Annotated in this window: 18 protein-coding genes; 7 read left to right on the plus strand and 11 right to left on the minus strand. The window is 61.2% G+C overall.

Going from position 1 to position 18,112, the window contains the following annotated elements; translation table 11 throughout:
• Positions 1-1,159: 1,159 nt before the first annotated feature.
• Entirely contained in the window at positions 1,160-2,416 is a 1,257-nt protein-coding gene (locus AC5ZGW_RS14275; protein WP_130227713.1) for a Spy/CpxP family protein refolding chaperone, read from the plus strand.
• A 232-nt stretch (positions 2,417-2,648) separates the two neighbouring features.
• Here the strand turns inward: AC5ZGW_RS14275 and AC5ZGW_RS14280 are convergent, their stop codons facing one another.
• The 6 genes from AC5ZGW_RS14280 to AC5ZGW_RS14305 form a co-directional block, all read right to left on the minus strand.
• Positions 2,649-2,777, minus strand: coding sequence for a hypothetical protein (locus AC5ZGW_RS14280; RefSeq protein WP_283813285.1), 129 nt, complete (start codon positions 2,775-2,777; stop codon positions 2,649-2,651).
• The gene (locus AC5ZGW_RS14285; RefSeq protein ID WP_207231074.1) at positions 2,774-3,166 is read right to left on the minus strand and encodes a RidA family protein; all 393 of its coding nucleotides are present in this window, start codon (positions 3,164-3,166) and stop codon (positions 2,774-2,776) included. The genes AC5ZGW_RS14280 and AC5ZGW_RS14285 overlap by 4 nt, the downstream gene beginning before the upstream one ends.
• 73 nt (positions 3,167-3,239) lie before the next feature.
• Positions 3,240-4,265 carry an ABC transporter substrate-binding protein gene (locus tag AC5ZGW_RS14290; protein ID WP_130227691.1) on the minus strand — a complete coding sequence of 342 codons (1,026 nt, stop codon included), beginning with the start codon at positions 4,263-4,265 and terminating at the stop codon, positions 3,240-3,242.
• A gap of 29 nt (positions 4,266-4,294) precedes the next feature.
• On the minus strand, positions 4,295-5,131 hold the full coding sequence (locus tag AC5ZGW_RS14295) for an ABC transporter permease (RefSeq protein ID WP_130227692.1): 837 nt from the start codon (positions 5,129-5,131) through the stop codon (positions 4,295-4,297).
• A complete protein-coding gene (locus tag AC5ZGW_RS14300) occupies positions 5,132-5,962 on the minus strand; it encodes an ABC transporter ATP-binding protein (RefSeq protein ID WP_130227693.1) in 831 nt (276 codons plus the stop codon).
• 36 nt (positions 5,963-5,998) lie between these two features.
• Positions 5,999-6,400, minus strand: a complete 402-nt coding sequence (locus AC5ZGW_RS14305; protein WP_130227694.1) for a RidA family protein — start codon at positions 6,398-6,400, stop codon at positions 5,999-6,001.
• Between the two features lie 239 nt (positions 6,401-6,639).
• Between AC5ZGW_RS14305 and AC5ZGW_RS14310 the strand changes: the two genes are divergently transcribed.
• Together AC5ZGW_RS14310 and AC5ZGW_RS14315 are read left to right on the plus strand one after the other, a co-directional pair.
• A complete protein-coding gene (locus AC5ZGW_RS14310; RefSeq protein ID WP_130227695.1) occupies positions 6,640-7,377 on the plus strand; it encodes a FadR/GntR family transcriptional regulator in 738 nt (245 codons plus the stop codon).
• 55 nt (positions 7,378-7,432) lie between these two features.
• Positions 7,433-8,380: a fumarylacetoacetate hydrolase family protein gene (locus AC5ZGW_RS14315; protein ID WP_130227696.1), complete on the plus strand. Its 948-nt coding sequence runs from the start codon at positions 7,433-7,435 to the stop codon at positions 8,378-8,380.
• Positions 8,381-8,843: 463 nt separating this feature from the next.
• Here AC5ZGW_RS14315 and AC5ZGW_RS14320 read toward each other — a convergent pair whose 3' ends face one another.
• The 3 genes from AC5ZGW_RS14320 to AC5ZGW_RS14330 all read right to left on the minus strand — a co-directional run bounded on the left by AC5ZGW_RS14320 (position 8,844) and on the right by AC5ZGW_RS14330 (position 11,417).
• Positions 8,844-9,314 carry a hypothetical protein gene (locus AC5ZGW_RS14320; RefSeq protein WP_245474860.1) on the minus strand — a complete coding sequence of 157 codons (471 nt, stop codon included), beginning with the start codon at positions 9,312-9,314 and terminating at the stop codon, positions 8,844-8,846.
• Between the two features lie 58 nt (positions 9,315-9,372).
• Positions 9,373-10,680, minus strand: a complete 1,308-nt coding sequence (locus AC5ZGW_RS14325) for a threonine/serine exporter family protein (RefSeq protein WP_130227697.1) — start codon at positions 10,678-10,680, stop codon at positions 9,373-9,375.
• Positions 10,681-10,979: 299 nt separating this feature from the next.
• Complete coding sequence (locus tag AC5ZGW_RS14330; RefSeq protein ID WP_130227698.1) at positions 10,980-11,417, minus strand: acyl-CoA thioesterase; 438 nt, start codon at positions 11,415-11,417, stop codon at positions 10,980-10,982.
• Between the two features lie 198 nt (positions 11,418-11,615).
• Between AC5ZGW_RS14330 and AC5ZGW_RS14335 the strand changes: the two genes are divergently transcribed.
• Positions 11,616-13,094 (plus strand): AMP nucleosidase, encoded by a 1,479-nt coding sequence (locus AC5ZGW_RS14335; RefSeq protein WP_130227716.1) that lies wholly within the window; start codon positions 11,616-11,618, stop codon positions 13,092-13,094.
• Positions 13,095-13,133: 39 nt separating this feature from the next.
• On the opposite strand, the gene AC5ZGW_RS14340 is transcribed toward AC5ZGW_RS14335, so the two are convergent.
• The gene (locus AC5ZGW_RS14340) at positions 13,134-13,958 is read right to left on the minus strand and encodes an alpha/beta fold hydrolase (RefSeq protein ID WP_245474861.1); all 825 of its coding nucleotides are present in this window, start codon (positions 13,956-13,958) and stop codon (positions 13,134-13,136) included.
• 243 nt (positions 13,959-14,201) lie between these two features.
• On the opposite strand from AC5ZGW_RS14340, the gene AC5ZGW_RS14345 reads away from it, so the two are divergent.
• From AC5ZGW_RS14345 to AC5ZGW_RS14355, 3 genes are all read left to right on the plus strand, one after another.
• Positions 14,202-15,104 (plus strand): LysR family transcriptional regulator, encoded by a 903-nt coding sequence (locus AC5ZGW_RS14345; RefSeq protein ID WP_130227699.1) that lies wholly within the window; start codon positions 14,202-14,204, stop codon positions 15,102-15,104.
• An 86-nt stretch (positions 15,105-15,190) separates the two neighbouring features.
• A complete protein-coding gene (locus tag AC5ZGW_RS14350) occupies positions 15,191-16,510 on the plus strand; it encodes a phosphoribosyltransferase family protein (RefSeq protein ID WP_349645099.1) in 1,320 nt (439 codons plus the stop codon).
• Positions 16,511-16,592: 82 nt separating this feature from the next.
• Positions 16,593-17,210 (plus strand): MarR family winged helix-turn-helix transcriptional regulator, encoded by a 618-nt coding sequence (locus tag AC5ZGW_RS14355; protein WP_130227700.1) that lies wholly within the window; start codon positions 16,593-16,595, stop codon positions 17,208-17,210.
• 101 nt (positions 17,211-17,311) lie between these two features.
• Here the strand turns inward: AC5ZGW_RS14355 and AC5ZGW_RS14360 are convergent, their stop codons facing one another.
• A complete protein-coding gene (locus AC5ZGW_RS14360) occupies positions 17,312-18,040 on the minus strand; it encodes a hypothetical protein (RefSeq protein ID WP_130227701.1) in 729 nt (242 codons plus the stop codon).
• Positions 18,041-18,112: the final 72 nt, after the last annotated feature.

Here is an 18,112-nt window from a genome sequence, read left to right on the forward strand (position 1 = left end):
GCCGCAACGACCCGCTTCCTCAAATCCAAAGAGTAAGGCTTGCCCATCCATGCCGGCCTCCAGCCCAGCCAGCATGGTGAATCAGAAACCGCCTGATTTGGGAATCCCAAATCGATTCAAGCTAACTTCATTCCGCTTTAGTCCGCTTGGCCCATCAGCGAAGTGGTGGCACCTGTAATTGAGGTCCGCTTTGCGGGGCAATAGCGGACCAGATTTGCTCGTGCTGAGTTTTTCTCATTTTGACCCGGTGCAGACCTCAAACGGCGCTTCCCGACCTTCAGATTGCCAATTCGATAGAGTTTTAGGCCCTAACAGTCATCAAGTGTTAGTGTGTTTTCTTGCACTACTATGCGTCAGCCTTTCCCCCTATAGAGGTGACGCCGTGAGATTTATAAGATCGACGATCCCCGTCCCGATTTTGTTCGCATTCATTGGCATCATGATTTTTGGCCTGTCCGACGCACTAACCGGTAGGCTCTTGAGCCAGCTCATTTCTGACGTTGCAGTAGCCGCTCTATTATCGGCTCTCTGGGGCGCGGTGATGGGTTATTTGCTCGGCTGGCATGTGGTGAGAAAAAGTGGGCTCCCACCCAGCGCGACGCCATATGACGTAGATGCTGCCTTTATCGCGAAGAAGCAAAATACCCCTAGGTAGTAAAGGCAAGCAGCGCCTCGCGCGTAGCAACAAGCACCGAGTTTCCGCTCTTGGCCCTTCTGAGACATGCGGGTTTGGCCGAATGTCCGGTTTGCTCCGGAAGCTACCCTCTACGTGAGATGTCGTTTTCACCCGACCCAGACATCAGGCGATTTTCCGTCTTGTGCCGCTATAGGAGGGATATTGTTGTAAGAGTCGAAAATCGAATAACCCTCTTGCGATGGGTGATCTCTGGACTTCTCTGCTTCTGCGTAGCTTTTCATTGCCACTACGGACGTCCGTGATGAAACGTTCCTCGCGTCGCCCCGCGTAAAATGCATCAGCGATTTCTAAGAAGACATCCGTTGAAAATTGCGCCGCGATCTAACTTCGGTGGTTCACTCGAAGGAAAACGACCGCGGGTGGAACTTTCGGTTTCGCTCCGAGTCATCTTTGTGACGGGGTGCGGCCCGCCCGCGGAGGAGGGAAGCCAAGGGAGTGATCATGCCAAAGTCCCGCCTTGGAATGGCTGCGGCTGGCCTTGCCCTGGTCGTTCTAGGAGCGCTGCCGAATGCGGCGGAGGCGGGCTTGCGCCTGCGCGTTGGCGGCCCCGTCGGTGTCGCGCGCTTCGCGATGGCCGGCATGCTGTCGGTCGCAGGTCTCCGTCACGCACGTATGGCGGCGCGCCACGGCCGCGTCCGAATGGCTGCCTTAAGACCGCAAGATCTTCGCCCCGCCGCCGAGTCGACCCGCCCGAGCGAGCGCGCGCAGCTCACCGCCATCGCGGCGCTGGCCGGCTGGCAGGGCGGCCGAGCTGCGCAAGGCTGGTGGCAGCACGCCGACGGTTCGTACGGCTGGGTCGGTCCGCTGTTCTGGCCGTTCGCCTATAGCGATCTCTATGACTACGCGCTTCTCAGTGATGGCAGCGGCTTCTGGGGCTATGGCTACGGCGATCTCTACGCTGCGATCTTCTCGCCTTACGCTGCGAGCGATCTCTCAGCGTTTGCGGCCGAGCGCCCCGCCGGGAGGCGGCATCGCAAAGCGCCCTCCGTGCAGGAGGAGCTCTGTGGCGGCGACACCGCCGAGACGACCGGCCTTCCCCTCGAACGGATCGGCCGGGTGGTCGCGGCGAACGAGGCGCAACGCACAGCCTTCGACGAGCTCGCAAGCGCCTGGACTTCCGCCGGCGACACCATCCGCGCCTCTTGTCCAGCACAGGCCGCAACTACCGCGCTCGAACGGCTCGCGGCCATGCAGAGCCGCGTCAACGCGATGCTGAGCGCAGTTGAGGCCGTTCAGCCGCCATTCCAAAAATTCTACGATCTCCTGAGCGATGAGCAGAAGGCGCGGCTCAACGCGCCCCAACGCGACCGCCGCGCTAACGCTGAGGTCGCGAAGCTGAAGGAGATGCAGGACGCCGCCTGCCAGGCGAGCCGCGAACCGCAGGACGAGCAACAGGCCGAAAAGCAATACCGCCAGCTCGTCGCCCAGCAATGGCCCATCGACGACATCGCTGCCACCTTAAAATTGAACGATACCGAGCGCGCCGCCCTCGAATTGGTGCAGGACACCACGATGTCCACGATGGAAGCCTTAAGCGCATGCCCGCCAAAGGACGCGCTCACCCCGCCGGCCCGCCTTAAGGCCGCAAAGGCGCGGTTGGAAGCGATGCGAGAGGCGATCGGAAGCGTGAACGACGCGGTCGACGATTTCTATTGGTACCTCAGTGACGAGCAGAAGACGCAATTCGAGGGGCTCGGGCCGAAGAAGCGGGGGATGTGATTCTTCCATCCCCAAGCGGCGCTGATCGGCTAAGGCAGCATTTCGCATCCCCTGTCGCATTTGCGAGCAATTCGCTGGCACTTTCTGCTGGTGAAGAAGCTTGGTGGGTTGGTCGCGGTTATCATCGGATGCCTGCTGACGGCAGTTGGCGTGACGTTCGAATCCACCAGCACGACGACTGTCGGCGTTCTGTTTCTTGTGCTTGGCGCCGTCCTGCTCACGCTCAAGATCATCAGACGAAATCAAGGAAGCCCGCTCGGATAGCTGGCTTGCGGTTGGCGTTGACAATGAGGATGTGCCCGCTGCGATAGCGGTGCACTTCGTTCGCCAATTCGAACAATGGGCGGTTGTTGACGATCAACAGTCCGCGTCACCAGGCGCTTGCCTCCGCACACGCGCCCGTGACCGCTGCGCAATCGCGTCGATGACCGCAATGCCTCCGTATGGAATGGAAGACACTCCGACGACTGTTCTCGCAGGGCGGGGCTGTACGAAGCGCTTTTCGAATTGCGCATTGGCAATGGAGCGCAGTCGCATGTCCGAAAGGAAATAGGTTACCTTGGTCACGGCAGCGAGGTCGAGCCCGATGGTCCCGAGGCGGCGCTCGACCTCGTTCAGCGCTGTGTCCAGGGCCGCCTCGTCACCCTCGACCGGCAGATGGGTAGCGTAATCGATGGTGGTAGCGCCCGAGACATAGGCGACACCATCCTTTTCGTAAACGAGACTGTAGGGATGCTCGGCGTCGGTCACTGATCTCTCCCGTCCTTCCAATCGGCGGCCGCGCCCCTGTGCGACACCCTGTCACCAAGGGACGGCCACCACACTACACCTTCGTGAACGAGCCGTCGAAGACGTCTGCGATGACGAATGGCGTGTTCAAGAACCCGTTCATCTTGAGCAATGCCTGTGTCGTGTCGAACTCGGCTGACGTGATCTTCCCGGTTTCAGACACGGCGGGATGGATCCGCTTCACGGAGTCCAGCAGTACGGCCTCGCCGAGACTTCCCAGCGCGGGCATCAAAGCCGCGACCACTGCTTCGGGAGCCGAGGTGCGAATGAAGTCCGAGGCCTTCTGGTAGGCGGTGACAGCTGCCTTTATCGTCGGGCGATTGGCCGCCAGATAATCCGGCGTCGTCCACAATCCTTCCATCATGAAGTTGGCGAGCTTTGGGTCCTCGCCGCGCGCATTGTTGATGAAGGAAATTGCTTTGCCTTCCCGGATCAGTTTTTCGCCGATCGGCATCGAGATGTAGATGAGATCGACAGCGCCGTTCTCGAGCGCCGCTGCCAGTGCCGGCGGCCCGCCGACTGCAACGATCTGCGCATCCTTGTCCGGATTGAGCCCCACAGACACAAGGTTGAACCGGGCAAGCTGCCAGGTCAGCGCACCGGGCCGCGTCACGCCGATCTTCATGCCTTTCATCCGGCCAAGCTTGTCCGCCAGCGGCATGGCTTCCGTAACGCCATATTTGGCCGCTGCCGTCTTGCTGATCGTCGCGTTGACGATCGAGCGATTGAGCAGGCTGAGCACACAGGTCAGCTTCTGTCCCTGCTGGAGCGCAGGAAGGATCTGGGCGCCGTCATTTACGGTCATCTCGGCGCGCCCGCCGAGCACGAGCTGAACGTCAGGGCCGCCGCCGCCGGTGTCGATGATCTGGGCAGTCAGCCCGGCCTGATTAAAGTAACCGTTCTGATTGGCGATGTAGCTTTGCATATAGGCCAGCGACGTCACGGCGTGGGTGATGCGCAGCGGCTTGCCGCCTGCTTGCGCGAGAACGATGGAGGGCTGGAGAGCCGCGGTGGCCATAGCGCCGCCAAAACCGGAAACGAAGGCACGACGAGAGATCATGGAAGTCTCCTATGCGTTGGATATCGTTCTTACTGTGTCTGGGTCGTTGTGAAGCGTGAGCTCGGCTGCCAGCGCAGCAGGCGGCGCTCCATGACGGCGAGCAGCGCGTTCATCGTCACAACGATGAACATCATGACGATGAGGCCAGCCATGGTCCCGGTGGTGTTGTAGAGACTGGTCTCCATCTGTATCTTCCAGCCGAGGCCCGCCGAGGATGCCACGAACTCGCCGATGATGGCGCCGATCAGCGCGTAGGGGATCGATAGCTTGATGCCGAGGAAGATGTGCGGGAGCGATGCCGGCAGGATCACTTTCCGGAACAGTTCGCTGGAATTGGCGCCCATGACAAAAGCGAGGTCAGTGAAGCGCCGATCGACACTCTTAATGCCCGCATAGGTGTTGTAGAAGATCACGAAGAATACCAGTGTGAAGACCAGAATGATCTTCGGCAGCATGTCGATGCCGAACCAGACGACGAACAGCGGCGCGAGCGCGACGCGCGGAATGCCGTTGATGGCGACGAGAAAGGGATCGAGGACGTCGGACAGAAATTGCGAGCGGCTCAGCACGACGCCCGCCAGCAGGCCGAGCACTGTACCGAGCGTGAAGCCCGCGATCATCGAGCCGAAGGTAAAGGAGAGCTGATAGAAGAAGTCGCCGTGAACGACCCATTTGAAGATGTAGCCGGCGATCAGCGAGGGCTTCGAGATCCAGAATGGCGAGAATAGTGTTCCCGACGCATATTCCCAGAACCCGAACACAAGGCCGACCAGGCCGAGCCGGGTCAGGTTGATCCTGGACCGATAGGACAGGGCGGGCTTCTGGACTTTGTTGGTCATGGGAAGGTCGATCGCTTCGATGGACATTCAATGCACTCCCGCCTGAACCTGGATTTCTTCCGCCAGCTCGTCGCCGACCTTGCTCAGAAGCTCGCGATAGGCTGCGTTTTCATGCAGGTGACGGATATTGCGCGGGCGCCGAATATCGATCGGATGCGATGACTTGATGCGGCCCGGCCGCGCCGTCAGCACGATCAGGCGGTCCCCGAGCGCGATGGCTTCGTGCAGATCGTGTGTGATGAAGATGACGGTCTTCTTTTCTTCGGCCCAGAGCTCAAGCAGCAGGTTCTGCAGCAACAGCCGGGTCTGGGCGTCGAGCGGGCCGAACGGCTCGTCCATCACCAGGATGCGCGGCGAGAAACACAGGGCACGGACGATGTTGCCGCGCTGTCGCATGCCGCCCGACAACTCGTAGGGATACGCATTGGCGAAATCGGCGAGCTGAACCTTTTCCAGATAGCGCGTGCTGATTCGGCGCCGCTCCTCAGCAGGAATCTTGCGCAGTTCGAGCGGAAACTCGACATTTTCGCGCAGGGTGCGCCACGGATACAGGTTGTCGTTCTGCATCACATAGCCCACGGTCTTGCGGTCTACGCCCCCGGCGCCGTCGAGTGTAACGGCGCCGGCCGACGGCGTTTCCAGGCCGACTAGAATGTTCAGGAGGGTGGACTTGCCGCAGCCGCTTGGGCCGACGATGGTGAGAAATTCACCTTCCTTGACGTCGAGAGAGATTCCGTTGAGGGCAACGACCGAGCCGCGCTCACTGGAGTATTTTTTGATCACGTCCGTGAAGGTGAGAACCGAATGGCGATCGCGCCATTCACGCGTCGTCCGATCCAACTCGACGGACTGATTCATCGTCGGCATCCTCCTGAGCTCTCTGGTCGATCGGGGTTAGGATTGCAGTGCGATGGCTTCCATCTCGATGTCGAACTCCCACGGCCATGCGCCGACGGTGCAGAACGTCCGCGCTGGCGGATCATTCGGGAAGTACTCGGCATAGATCTCGTTGATGTCTTTGAAATAGGCGCAGTTCACGGCGTAGATCGTGACCTTGAGCACCTGGTCCAGCGATGAGCCGGCGACTTCGAGAGCTGCTTTCACGTTTTCGAGGCACTGCCGGGTCTGGACGAGGATGTCGCCGCGCACGAGCTCGCCGGTGACATGGTCGACCGGCGGCAATCCGGAGACGAAGACGAAGCCGTTGCCGCTGGTGACAGCCGACAGCGGAATCTTGCGGTCGCCGGCAATGGCGCCCGAAAGCTTGCCCACGACGTATGTCTGCTTACCCTTCATCGAAGTCTCCTGCCTTGTTTTATGAACCAAATGTGAACCAATACGGGAAAACGTGCACCATATTGGTGTATGAGTCCGGCCAGCTGTCAAGGCATATTTTTGTAGCAAATGTTAGCATAAAATGCGCATTTTGTGACCAACAAAGTGATTGACGGCCGCACGATTGGTTCGCATTATCCCTCAGAATTGGGCTGGCCCTAGGCGTTATTGGTGCGCATAACGCCCAAAAGAGAACCAATATGCAGACCACGACCGACGAGAATGTGCGCGAGCGTGCCCGAGAAGCGGCGCGTGAGATCCGCCGCTTCATCCAGGCGGGCATTGCGACGCAGACCTTGAAACCAGGCGACAAGCTGCCGACCGAGCGCGAGATTGCCGCGCGTTTCATGGCAGCACGCAATACGGTTCGAAAGACCTTGGATAGTCTCGAGCAGGAAGGCATCATCATCCGCGAGGTGGGGCGCGGGACCTTTGTCAGCGACAAGCTCGCGCTACATTTAGCGGCGAGCGCACCGCCGACCGCATCCGCCAACCTCGATCTAGACCTAGTGCGGAAGACGAGCCCGCGCGACCTGATGGAATTCCGGCTTTCGCTCGAGCCGGCGATCGCCGAGCTCGCGGTCGCACGCGCCGGCGGCGCCGATATCGAGCGGATGCAGGCCGCGATCGATCAATCCCGTGTGGCGAAGAGTCTGCAGCAGTTCGAAGATTGCGACGACGCGCTGCATTGCGCGATCGCAACCTCGACTCGTAACCCGCTGTTCTCCGCATTCGCAGTGATCGTGACCCAGATCCGCAATCAAGGCGATTGGGGAGCGCTGAAGAAGAAGACGCTTACTGACGAAATGCGCGACGTGCACACGGTTGAGCATGTGGAGATCGTCGATGCCATTCGCCGGAGAGATGCGGCTGCTGCGCGTGCGGCCATGACTATCCATCTGCAGAACGTGAAAGCGATGATGTTCAGGGGAGAGTAAGCCTCCCGCCCCAACCCCGATTCCACGAACCTAATCACACGCTTACGGATATGCGATGAAACTGGTCAGCTTCAAAATCGACACTCAAGAGTGCAGGGTCGGAATCCTCGCCGGGGATTTGGTGATCGATGTTGTGGCCTCGGCGCGGCATCACGGCGTCTGCGGTGATATCGGGCGCGACATGCGTTCATTGATCCGCGCCTGCGTCGATGGCACGGTCGAGTTGGACCGGCTGGCGTCCTCGGCTCCCTCTGAAGCCTCTTATGAGCTTTCGACCGTCCGTCTTGATGCGCCGATCATGCCATCGACGATCCTCTGTGCTGGCAGCAACTATCGGGCCCACAACAGCGAGAAGGCTAATACGCCGCTGTCTGGGAAGGAGCCAGAATTCTTCGTGAAGACAGCTGACTCCGTGGTCGGACCTGATTCCGCGATCATTTTTGACGGCGCGCTAACCCAGAAACTGGACTGCGAAACCGAGCTGGCGGTTGTGATCGGTAAGCCAGGCCGGCACATCCCGGTCAAAGCCGCGCTCGATCATGTATTTGGCTACACTATCGTCAACGATGTCACGGCTAGGGATCGGCAGGTGCGGACGGCGCCGAACGGCACGGTCTGGTACGAATTGGGGCGTGGCAAGGCCTTCGACACCAGCGCTCCTCTCGGGCCCGTCATCGTTACTGCGGATGAGATCCTCGATCCGCAGAGTCTGCAGATCTCGACGCGCATCAACGGCGAATTGCGCCAGAATTGCGCGACCAGCGACATGATCTGGACCTGCGCGGAACTGATCCACTTTTTCTCGATCAACTTCACTCTCCGCCCCGGCATGGTGATTATTACCGGCTCTCCGGCGGGAACCGCATGGTCGGCCGATAGTGAACTCGGGGGCGTCTGGGCTGGCAAGGATGGATTAGTCCGCGCGACACGATACTGCCTACCCGGGGATATTATTGAGTGCCAGATTGATCGCATTGGCACGCTGAGAAACTCAGTGGTCTAGCGAACAAATACCTCATCACGAATCGAGTTTCTCTGTCCGCTTCTGTGAAGGGTTTCGGATGCCGGCCGCTTGAAGGACGGCGCCGCATGCTCGGCGCCATGGCTGCGGAAGATATCCGCAACCTCCAAAGCCGGGCGCGACACAGCCCGCGCGCCAGTTGGGCGGCCGGATCTCCTTGAGCTTGAGCGCGATGCGCTCCAGCGGGCTCATGACCTCGCTGATTGTCCGCGCGCGCGGCCGGCATCCAACCTCTCAATACCGATCAGCGTCTAGCAGGCGCCGTTTGGTATCCACGCACAGCACGGCCGCAACGTATGCCGCTCGGTAAACCCACGAAGAATTTTATCGAATCCCTGCAGGGCGTGAAGGACTGTCCTGTCACCTGCACGAAGCGCACGCCCTCGATCGAGCCTGAGCGGCAGGTCAGCAACCCGCGCCGCTCAGGCGCCCTCTGCGTGAACGTTTAGTGACGTCCCAAAGGGGTCGAGTAGACAAGCGGCGGCGGGCGGTACGGCTGGGCCGAAATGCCGAAATTCTGCCCGTACTGCTGCCGAACCCCCGGTATGTTGATAACGCCAATACGGGTGTCCGGCGATCGCGCGTCGAGCGGCGGCTGATTCGTGATCGGAGGATTGACCTTGTTGACCTCGCCCATCAAGCGTTTGTTGAGATCGTCATAGCCGCCTTTGGCATTGCCGGCGTTTCCGGAATTGCCGCGGGCGGCGCCGTTGTTTCCTGAACCCTGCTGCGGCCCGAGGTCGAGAGCCGGCGGCAAATTATTCCGCTGCGGATCGACGCTTACGGGCGGAAGGGACATCGGCGGCTCCTCGGTCTGAGCCATGGCGACTCCCGCCACGGCAACAGCCGTCAAATTGATAAGCAATAATAGGCGCATCCCAATCACCTGCTCGACAGTTACGATAGCGGCATCCATTGAATATAATGCGCAGATTGCAAAAGCGTATGTCTTGCGCAGGGACGTGATTCAAATTCTACGCGCTTCGGCCGTTCCCGGTAAACGGTTTGTTGAAACGATACCCAATCAGCATCTTCGGCAAGATCAACCCCAGGGTGATCGCAAGAGTGATCAGGAAGGCATTGATTCCATCCGCGAGCGTTGCCTGCAGCAAGCCTGAAACGTTACCTCCGCTCGCGACGAGTTCGAGGAGCCCATCCGCCATCCGGAATAGGAACACCCCCGGGATCAGCGAAACCACGGATGCAAAGGCAAGCCCCGCATAGGGCAACCTGAGACGTTCTGCCACAGGCGTGGTGATCGCTCCGACAATGAGGCAGGCGATGAAGGCGGCGCCCGACAGGCTGACGCCGGCCTTGGCCAAGAGGGCCCAACGCACGCCGTGGGCGAACATCCCGATCAGGATCGGGACTGGCAGCATCCGCCACGGCATGGAGAAAAAGGTACCATAGGCGGACACCGCCGCACCCGCAGCGATCACGTCATAGATCAACGGGACCGGCGGCGACGGCGCCGATGCCGGCAGGTTGGCCCCGCCGAACGACAGTCCGGCGAGCAGGCCGATGCAGATCGAAAAGATGATCAGGCTGGCATAGACCACCCGGCAAATCCCGAGCGCCAGGCGTCCACGCGCAAGGTCGATCGTGCCGTTGAGAATGTGCGGGCCCGGCACCAGCACCATGCAGGGACAGACGGCAACGAGCCGCTGCATGCTGGAGGACAACTGGAGATCGACGACCAGCGCGCCGATCGCGCCGGCGAGCAGCGCGGCGGCGAGCGGCTGGGCGAACGGGTTATGGCTCCATCCGGCGATCCAGCGGCGCAGGCAGGCGCCGAGGCCGGCGCTGACAGCGATGACGATCAGGCTTGCCACATGCGCGGCGCCGAAGATGATGCCGAGCGCAGCGGCGCCGATGGCGGCGAAGGATGCGAAGCGAATGAGCGAGACGGGCGGGCGAGCCTGCACCCTGGCAAGCGCGGAGCGCAGCAGTTCTGGTGTGGAGGGGTGATCGCAGAAGTCGTCAATCAACTTGGTTGCGACAGCGACCTTTCCCATCTCGATGCCGACCGGCCTCGCCTCGACGGTCGTGCTCGCCACTCCGCCGCCATTCTCGATCGCGACGGTCACTCCGTCCCAGCGCAGAAAGACCCGCGCAGAAAAGCCGAGCGCTGTCGCCAGCCGCTCGACATACTCGGTCGTGCGCTCGCTCGTCTGGCCGTTCGTGAACAGCAATATCGCAGCCGTCACCAGCACGTCGAGCGCGCGCGCCGGATCGCAATCCGGGCTTCGGGCGGCGGCTGCCCTATCAAGCGGCTGGCTCATCGCATCAACAAAACCCAATCTCCGATCGAACGCGTATCAAAAGAGCGATACCGCCCCGCCTCGCGGATGGTCTTTCCGATTTCCATAGCCGTTTTCCGAATGGCCCGATGCCACGATTGTGGCGTTGATGGCACTGACTCCGCCCGACCTCGTCAAGGGACATCTCAACCTCGACGGCACCGCGATGAAGACGCTGAAGCGCGAGCGCTGCGCGGTCGTTCGCTGATCCCAGATCAGCTTTCGCCTGAGATTGGGGCGTGACGTTCGCCGGCTGGATCGCGCCGGCCGGCCTCCGCGGATCACACCTGAGCGAGGGCCTTTTCGCGGCTTGCAATCAGAACCCGCAACGGCTCTGCGACGGCAACAGAGCTGTGGGTCCGCTGGTCCGTGCACACCCACACGATTTCGCCGGTGGAGCGGAGATCGTCGCTGCCCTTGGCGAAAATGGCGAGCGCCAGCGTGATCGAGGACCGGCCGATCCTCGCGACGCGCACGCAGACATCGATCTCCTCGTCGAACCGGATCGGCGCCTTGTATTCGACGACCGACCGTACAAGGTGGAAATCGACGCCGGTCTTGGCGACCTCGCCGAGATAGTCATAGCCGAGCGCGCGAAAATACTCGGTGATCGCGGTATCGAAATAGGTCAGGTAGTGCGCGTTGAACACCACGGCCTGCGCATCGACCTCGGAATAGCGCACCCGAAACGGATGATGGAACCAGAAATCCTGGCGCATGCTTCTTCCTTCCACGAAGTATCGTCCATCCCCTGATATCACGATCGCGACGGATGCGAGCTGCCCGTGACCTTTTTCGCGATCACGGACAGGCAAGAGAGGCCGCAAGCCGTGCCACCGGGCAGCCGCGTGCCGGCGCTCCCCCTTTCTTGCTCCTGAGAATCTGCCATAGTAACGACAATGTACCCTGCCCTCACCATGCTGACCCCGCCGCGGATTGCAACCGACACGTTCACCGACGCCGCTGCAGCGGTCGCGCGGCTGGAAGAAATCTACGAGCGCAACACTGCCTTCCTGCGAGATCATTTCGAGGCCTATGCCAATGGCCGGCCGCTCACGGCCCGCGTGCGCGCCAACTATCCGTTCGTGCGCATTGCAACCTCGACCTATGTGCGGGTCGATTCGCGCCTCGCTTACGGCTTCGTCGCAAGGCCGGGGGTATATGAAACCACGGTGACGAGACCGGACCTGTTCCGCACCTACCTCACCGAGCAGATCGGGCGATTGATCGACAACCACGGCGTACCGGTGGAAATCGGCGAGTCGAACGAGCCGATCCCGATTCATTTCGCCTATCGTCGCGACATCAACATCGAAGCTGCACTCACGCCCGGCGACAAATCGAACGTAATGCGATCGCTGCGCGATCTCTTCGATGTGCCTGACCTGGCCACCATGGACGATGCCATCGCCAATGGCACGCTCGAGCTCGCGCCTGGCGCTCCCGAGCCGCTGGCCCTGTTCCGCGCGGCACGTGTCGATTATTCGTTGCGCCGGCTTTATCATTACACCGGCACGGATCCGGAGCACTTCCAGAACTTCGTGATCTTCACCAACTACCAGTTCTACATCGATGCGTTCGCCGAGTTGAGCCAGAAGCGTCTGGCTGCGGGCGCGATCGGCCCCGACGCCTTCGTCGGCCCGGGGAACGTGATCACGCGCAACGCGCGCCTTGGCGGCGGCACGACCGGGATCGCGCCGCAACGCATGCCGCAGATGCCGGCCTTTCACTCGGTCGAGGCCGGCTATCGGGGCATTACCCTGATCAACATCGGCACCGGTCCGTCCAATGCACGCAACATCACCGATCATGTCGCGGTGCTGCGGCCGCACGCCTGGTTGATGCTTGGACACTGCGCCGGTCTCAGGAATACACAGCGGCTCGGCGACTACGTGCTCGCGCATGGCTATGTGCGCGAGGATCATGTGCTCGACGATGAGCTGCCGCTCTGGGTGCCGATACCGGCGCTGGCCGAGATGCAGGTCGCGCTCGAGGAAGCCGTGGGTGAAGTGACCGGGCTCGAAGGCTTCGAGCTGAAACGGTTGATGCGCACGGGAACGGTCGCAAGCGTGGACAATCGCAACTGGGAGATCGGCGATCGCTCGGTCATTCGGCGTCTGTCGCAATCGCGCGCGATCGCCCTCGACATGGAATCGGCGGCGATCGCCGCCAACGGCTTTCGTTTCCGCGTGCCCTACGGCACGCTGCTGTGCGTCTCGGACAAGCCTTTGCATGGCGAGATCAAGCTCGCGGGAATGGCGAGCGAGTTCTATCGGCAGCGCGTCGGCCAGCATCTCGAGATCGGCCTGAAGGCGCTCGAACGACTGCGGGAGCAACAATTGGAGCGCCTGCATTCGCGCAAGCTCCGGAGTTTCGCCGAGGTCGCGTTTCAGTAACGCGTCAGATTTCGCGCCGCTTGTCCACGTCAGCAAGCTTCAACCCACCAGGAATGTCTCCAGCTTCTCGCAGAAGAAATCCGGAACCTCCTCGGCAACGAAATGACCGCTATCCTCCGCGACGACACTCGTGAGATCGGCGGCCTGATCACGCATGGATTCGGCGAGCTTGTCGCCGGCGCTATGACGCCCGGTGATGGTCATCACAGGTGGCATCAGTTTGCGTCCGCGCAGCGTCTCGGCGAGCTTCGCATCCTGGCGCAGCGCTCGATAGTAGTTGAACCCGGCCGTCATTCCGCCAGGGCGGGCGTAATGATAGGCGAACTCTGAAATGGCATCCTCGGAAATGGCCATTTTGTTGTGCGACCAGGCCCGAATCTGCGCGCGGATGTAGTCGCGCTCTCGCCCCCTGGTCAGCATCTCCGGAAACTCCGGCGCCACGTGAAATCCATAGTGCCAGGCTCCGCCGCGCAAGGCGTCCAAATTCTCGGTTCCCGGAAGCAGGCAGTCGACGAGCACCAGCTTGGAAACGGCTTGCGGATAAAGGTGGGCGAGGACATAGGCCGCCTTGCCGCCCATATCGTGGCCGACCACGTGGGCTGGACCGGGTCCCAGGTGCGCGATCAATGCGCGTATGTCCTCGGCAATCGTCTCCTTGTCGTATCCAGCCTCGGTGCGCTCCGATAGCCCGCACCCACGCAGGTCAGCCGCAACCACGGTGAACTTCCTGGCCAGTCGCGGCATGATGCCGCGCCAGGCAAACCACGTCTCGGGCCACCCGTGCAGCAGAACGACGACAGGGCCGGATCCCATGGCAACGTAGTGCATGCGGATGCCATTCACATCGACGAAACGACTAGACATCCCGGCCGGTATCTTAGTGGGCTCCGCGCTATCGGGCTTCTCTTGAGCAGAGACGGACTGAAGTCCGGCCGCTGTCGCAGCCGCGCCCGCGAGCAGTATCTGTGATCCTCCGAACAACAGTGATCGCCGGTCGAATTCCATCGTGCACCTCATGTTGGCCGAGTTCTTGCGCGGAATGTTCATCATGGACCGCACCGCGTCTATCCGCTATGAGCGAATGATCTGCATAACCAGGTGTTATGAATGGATCTGACCGCCGCCCTTCGTGCTTTCGTGCGCACTGTCGAGCGCGGCTCCATCACCGCCGCTGCCCGTGACCTGGGCGTCTCACAGCCCGCGGTGAGCAAGCTGTTGCGCAACCTCGAGCAGTATACCGGTGCGCGCCTGCTCGAGCGGACCGCGCGCGCGGTGCGCCCAACCCCGCAAGGCCTGATGCTCTACGAAGCAGGCGGGACCTCCCTGGCGGCCATCGATGCGACGGTAGAGATGGTGCGCCGTGATATGGGCGAAGTCGGTGGCAAGCTGCGCATTCACGGCCCCGTCTGCCTTGGTGAAAGCCATCTGCACCGCATCGTCATGGACTTCCAAAAGCAGCACCCGACCGTATCGGTCGACCTCACGCTGGAGAACAGGGCGGCGGACCTCGTGCATGAAGACATCGACCTGGCGGTTCGCATGGGACGCCCGACGGACCAAAGTACCGTCCTGCGCAAGGTCGGCATCATCAAGCGCATCCTGGTTGCGACACCTGAGTACCTGGCAGAGCATGGTCCGGTCCGGCGCTGGCAGGCACTGACCGACCACGCGCTCGTCGTCACTGACGCGGTGCTGTCTCGTCGAGGAACACTGACACTCTTGAGCGGCGCCAGAACCATCGAAGTGCCAGTCCAGCCTGTGCTGAAGACCAACAACGCGCGGGTCCTTATTGCGGCCTTGCTGGCGGGCCGCGGCCTGGGTCCGGTACAGCTTCCATTGGTGACGGAAGAACTGCGTGCGCGACGTCTGGTGCAGGTGCTGCCGCAGCACGAGATTCGAGCGAGCGAACTCTACGTGGCTTATCCGACGTCGCGCTTCCTGAGACCTGCAGTGCGCGCCTTCATCGACTTCGTGGTACCCGCGCTGCGCGCTGTCGAGGGTATCACGTGAGCGCGGCGGAGGAACATCCACCACCGGCCTGAGTTACAGTTTTAGAGGGAACCCAGCGCGGCCCTTTTTCCTGCCGAGGACTGATCATGACGGGCGGACGAGCGCAGATCAGCGACGTCAACATTGGTCTGCATCATCTCGCCGGCATACTGGGCGTACCCGAGGACGCGACTGCCATCGTGATCTTCGCGCATGGCAGCGGCAGCGGCCGCCACAGCCCGCGCAACAATCAGGTGGCGGCGGGCTTGCGCGAGGCGGGCTTTGCCACCCTGCTGCTCGATCTCCTCAGTGAGCAGGAAGAGCGCAACCGCTGCAACGTTTTCGATATCGGTCTGCTGGCGTCACGCCTCGCAGAAGCCGCGGACTGGGTCCATGCCAGGCCCGAATTTGCGGCACTGCCCGTCGGCTATTTCGGCGCAAGCACCGGGGCCGCGGCTGCACTGGTCGCCGCGGCCGAACGGCAGAATGTCGGCGCAGTGGTCTCGCGCGGCGGACGGCCCGATCTCGCCGGCGAGGCGCTGCGCGCCGTCACCGCGCCGACGCTGTTGATCGTGGGCGGCGCCGACCTGCCGGTCATTCCGCTCAACCGTGCGGCCTTCGCCGCGCTTTCCTGCGAGAAGGATTTGGTCATCGTGCCACGAGCCGGTCATTTGTTTGAAGAACCCGGCGCGCTTGAGGAGGTCATCGAGCATGCCAAACGCTGGTTCCGCCGTTTCCTGTCATCGCCGCTGACAGGAACCTGCGACGAGCGCATCTTCGCCGACCGGCGCGAGGCCGGACGCCGGCTCGTGCCGACGCTTCTGAAGTTCAAGAACGACAACCCGGTGGTGCTGGCACTGCCGCGCGGTGGCGTACCGGTCGCATTCGAGGTCGCGCAGGCGCTGAACGCGCCGCTCGATGTCGTGCTGGTGCGCAAGATCGGCGCGCCCGGACACGAAGAGCTCGGGCTGGGCGCGGTGGTCGATGGCGCGAAGCCGCAGGTGGTGATGAACGACGAGATCGTTCGCGCCATCGAGCCCGGCGCCGACTATCTGAAGGCGGAGACATCCCGCCAGCTCGCAGAGATCGAGCGGCGGCGCTGCCTCTATCGCGACAGCGAGCCGCCCGTCGACATCACAGGCCGCACCGTGATCGTGATCGATGACGGCATCGCGACCGGTGGAACGATGCGGGCCGTGCTCAAGGCACTCTCCAGGGCGGGTGCGCGCCGGCTTGTGCTCGCGGTGCCGGTCGCTCCGCCCGATACGCTCGAGGCCCTGAACGCCGAAGCAGACGAAGTCATTTGCCTGATGAATCCCGAGTCGTTCTTTGCAGTCGGCATGCACTACCGGGATTTCAACCAGATCTCGGATCGGCAAGTGGTGGAGCTGCTGCGCCGCGCCAAGGGAAATGGCGGCCGTGCGTGAGCGACATCTCCTTGTTCAATTTCGCAGCCAGCAATCACCAGGGCTCGCGCGAACATGGAGCCGAAGTCGGTAGCCTCCTCCCATGCTTGACCATCTTGCACCAGCCGCCTATCTGGGCTTGCATCAGTCGCGGACAGGAGATGCAAATATGGCGATTGGCGATGTCGATGTGCTTGATTTGTGCAACAGCACAAAGCTGCGGCGTGCTGCTCGCCATGTTAACCGTTTCTACGATGCGCATATCGCGGCGTCCGGGTTACGTGTCACGCAATACGCGATTCTGGGTCATCTGAAGCAACGCGGACCGAAGTCGATGCTTGAGCTGGCAGAGATGTTGACCATGGACCGCGCCACGATCGGTCATAACCTTCGCCCGCTTGAACGTGACGGCCTGATCAAGATCGAGATCGGTCCGAAGGATCGGCGGGTTCGCCTCATCTCCATAACTGAGGCTGGTTTGGAGCGGTTTAAATTGGCGCGGCCGGGATGGGAACGTGCGCAGGCTGAATTCAAGACTGAGTTCGGTGCTTCCAACGTCCTTGCCATGCACAAACTCATGGACCAGCTTCTCTCGTGCGGTTTGGGCGAGCGCGGCGAGAAAGAGACTTCGGTGAAGGTTCAATCGAGCAAAACGGTCCAGGCCAGATCGGGACGGAATAGGCCGAAAGCGGCATATGGCCGTTCAAACACATCCCCGTGACCGCGAGATGTTTGAATCGCTCGTCGCCCAATGAATCCAGCTTGACCCCATAGTCCGCCACCCGACGTGGCGAGGCGCGCTCCGTCTATTGCACTGCGCCGCTAAGGCGCCACGCGCAAAAGTTCGAGTTCGTCGAGATCGATCGAAATCATCACCGTATCCATTTTTGGCCTTCCCTCGGCATCCGGAAGGTAAACCCGGCGCTTATGGGAGAATGTGATGCCTTCTGTCGCTCTGTGATCATAGCGATAGTGAGTAGCCTTTCGGCCGCCAAAAATCTCCACTGCGTAGTCATGCCGGCGGATCAGCCCGTTGCTATCGAAGTAGAGAGTCTGCTCCGTCGAGTGGGTGACTAACGACTTGGGAAACTTCAGTTTCAACGCACGCCAGGTCTCTCCGTCTTCCGCCCACGAACCGATTTCCCCTGTTTCGATCCCCTCCCCTACGAGGGAGAACGGCATGGTGAGATACATCCACATCGCGTAACCGGCAAAATAAGCCAATTGGGTCGCACTCCAGGGCGTTCCCATATCCCTGAATGACTCGCGCGGGTTATTCAGCTCCTCCAGAATCGTGCCATCGGAAGCTGCAATGGCCGTGCGCTTCGGCTCAAAAATCGCGCTTTGCCCAGAACCGAGGAAAGGGACGTAGACTGCTCTTTGCTCACGGGTGTCCACAGTCACCCTCGTTCGCTCCCTGGTGAAAGCTTCTTGTCCCCTTTGCTTGAAACTGAGCCCCCCAGGAATGAAGCTCGCGGAAATCTGTCGGAGCTGATTCCAACGAGCGAGTCCGCCGTGCGCTTCGATCGAAAAGCCAATCAGGTCATGCATACGCGCGTCCAAATCCCGAAAATGCCGTTCCTCAAGTCGAGAAATGTTTATCGTTCGTTGAGCTGACGTGGA

The organism is Bradyrhizobium sp. Crot121 (genome assembly GCF_059512385.1).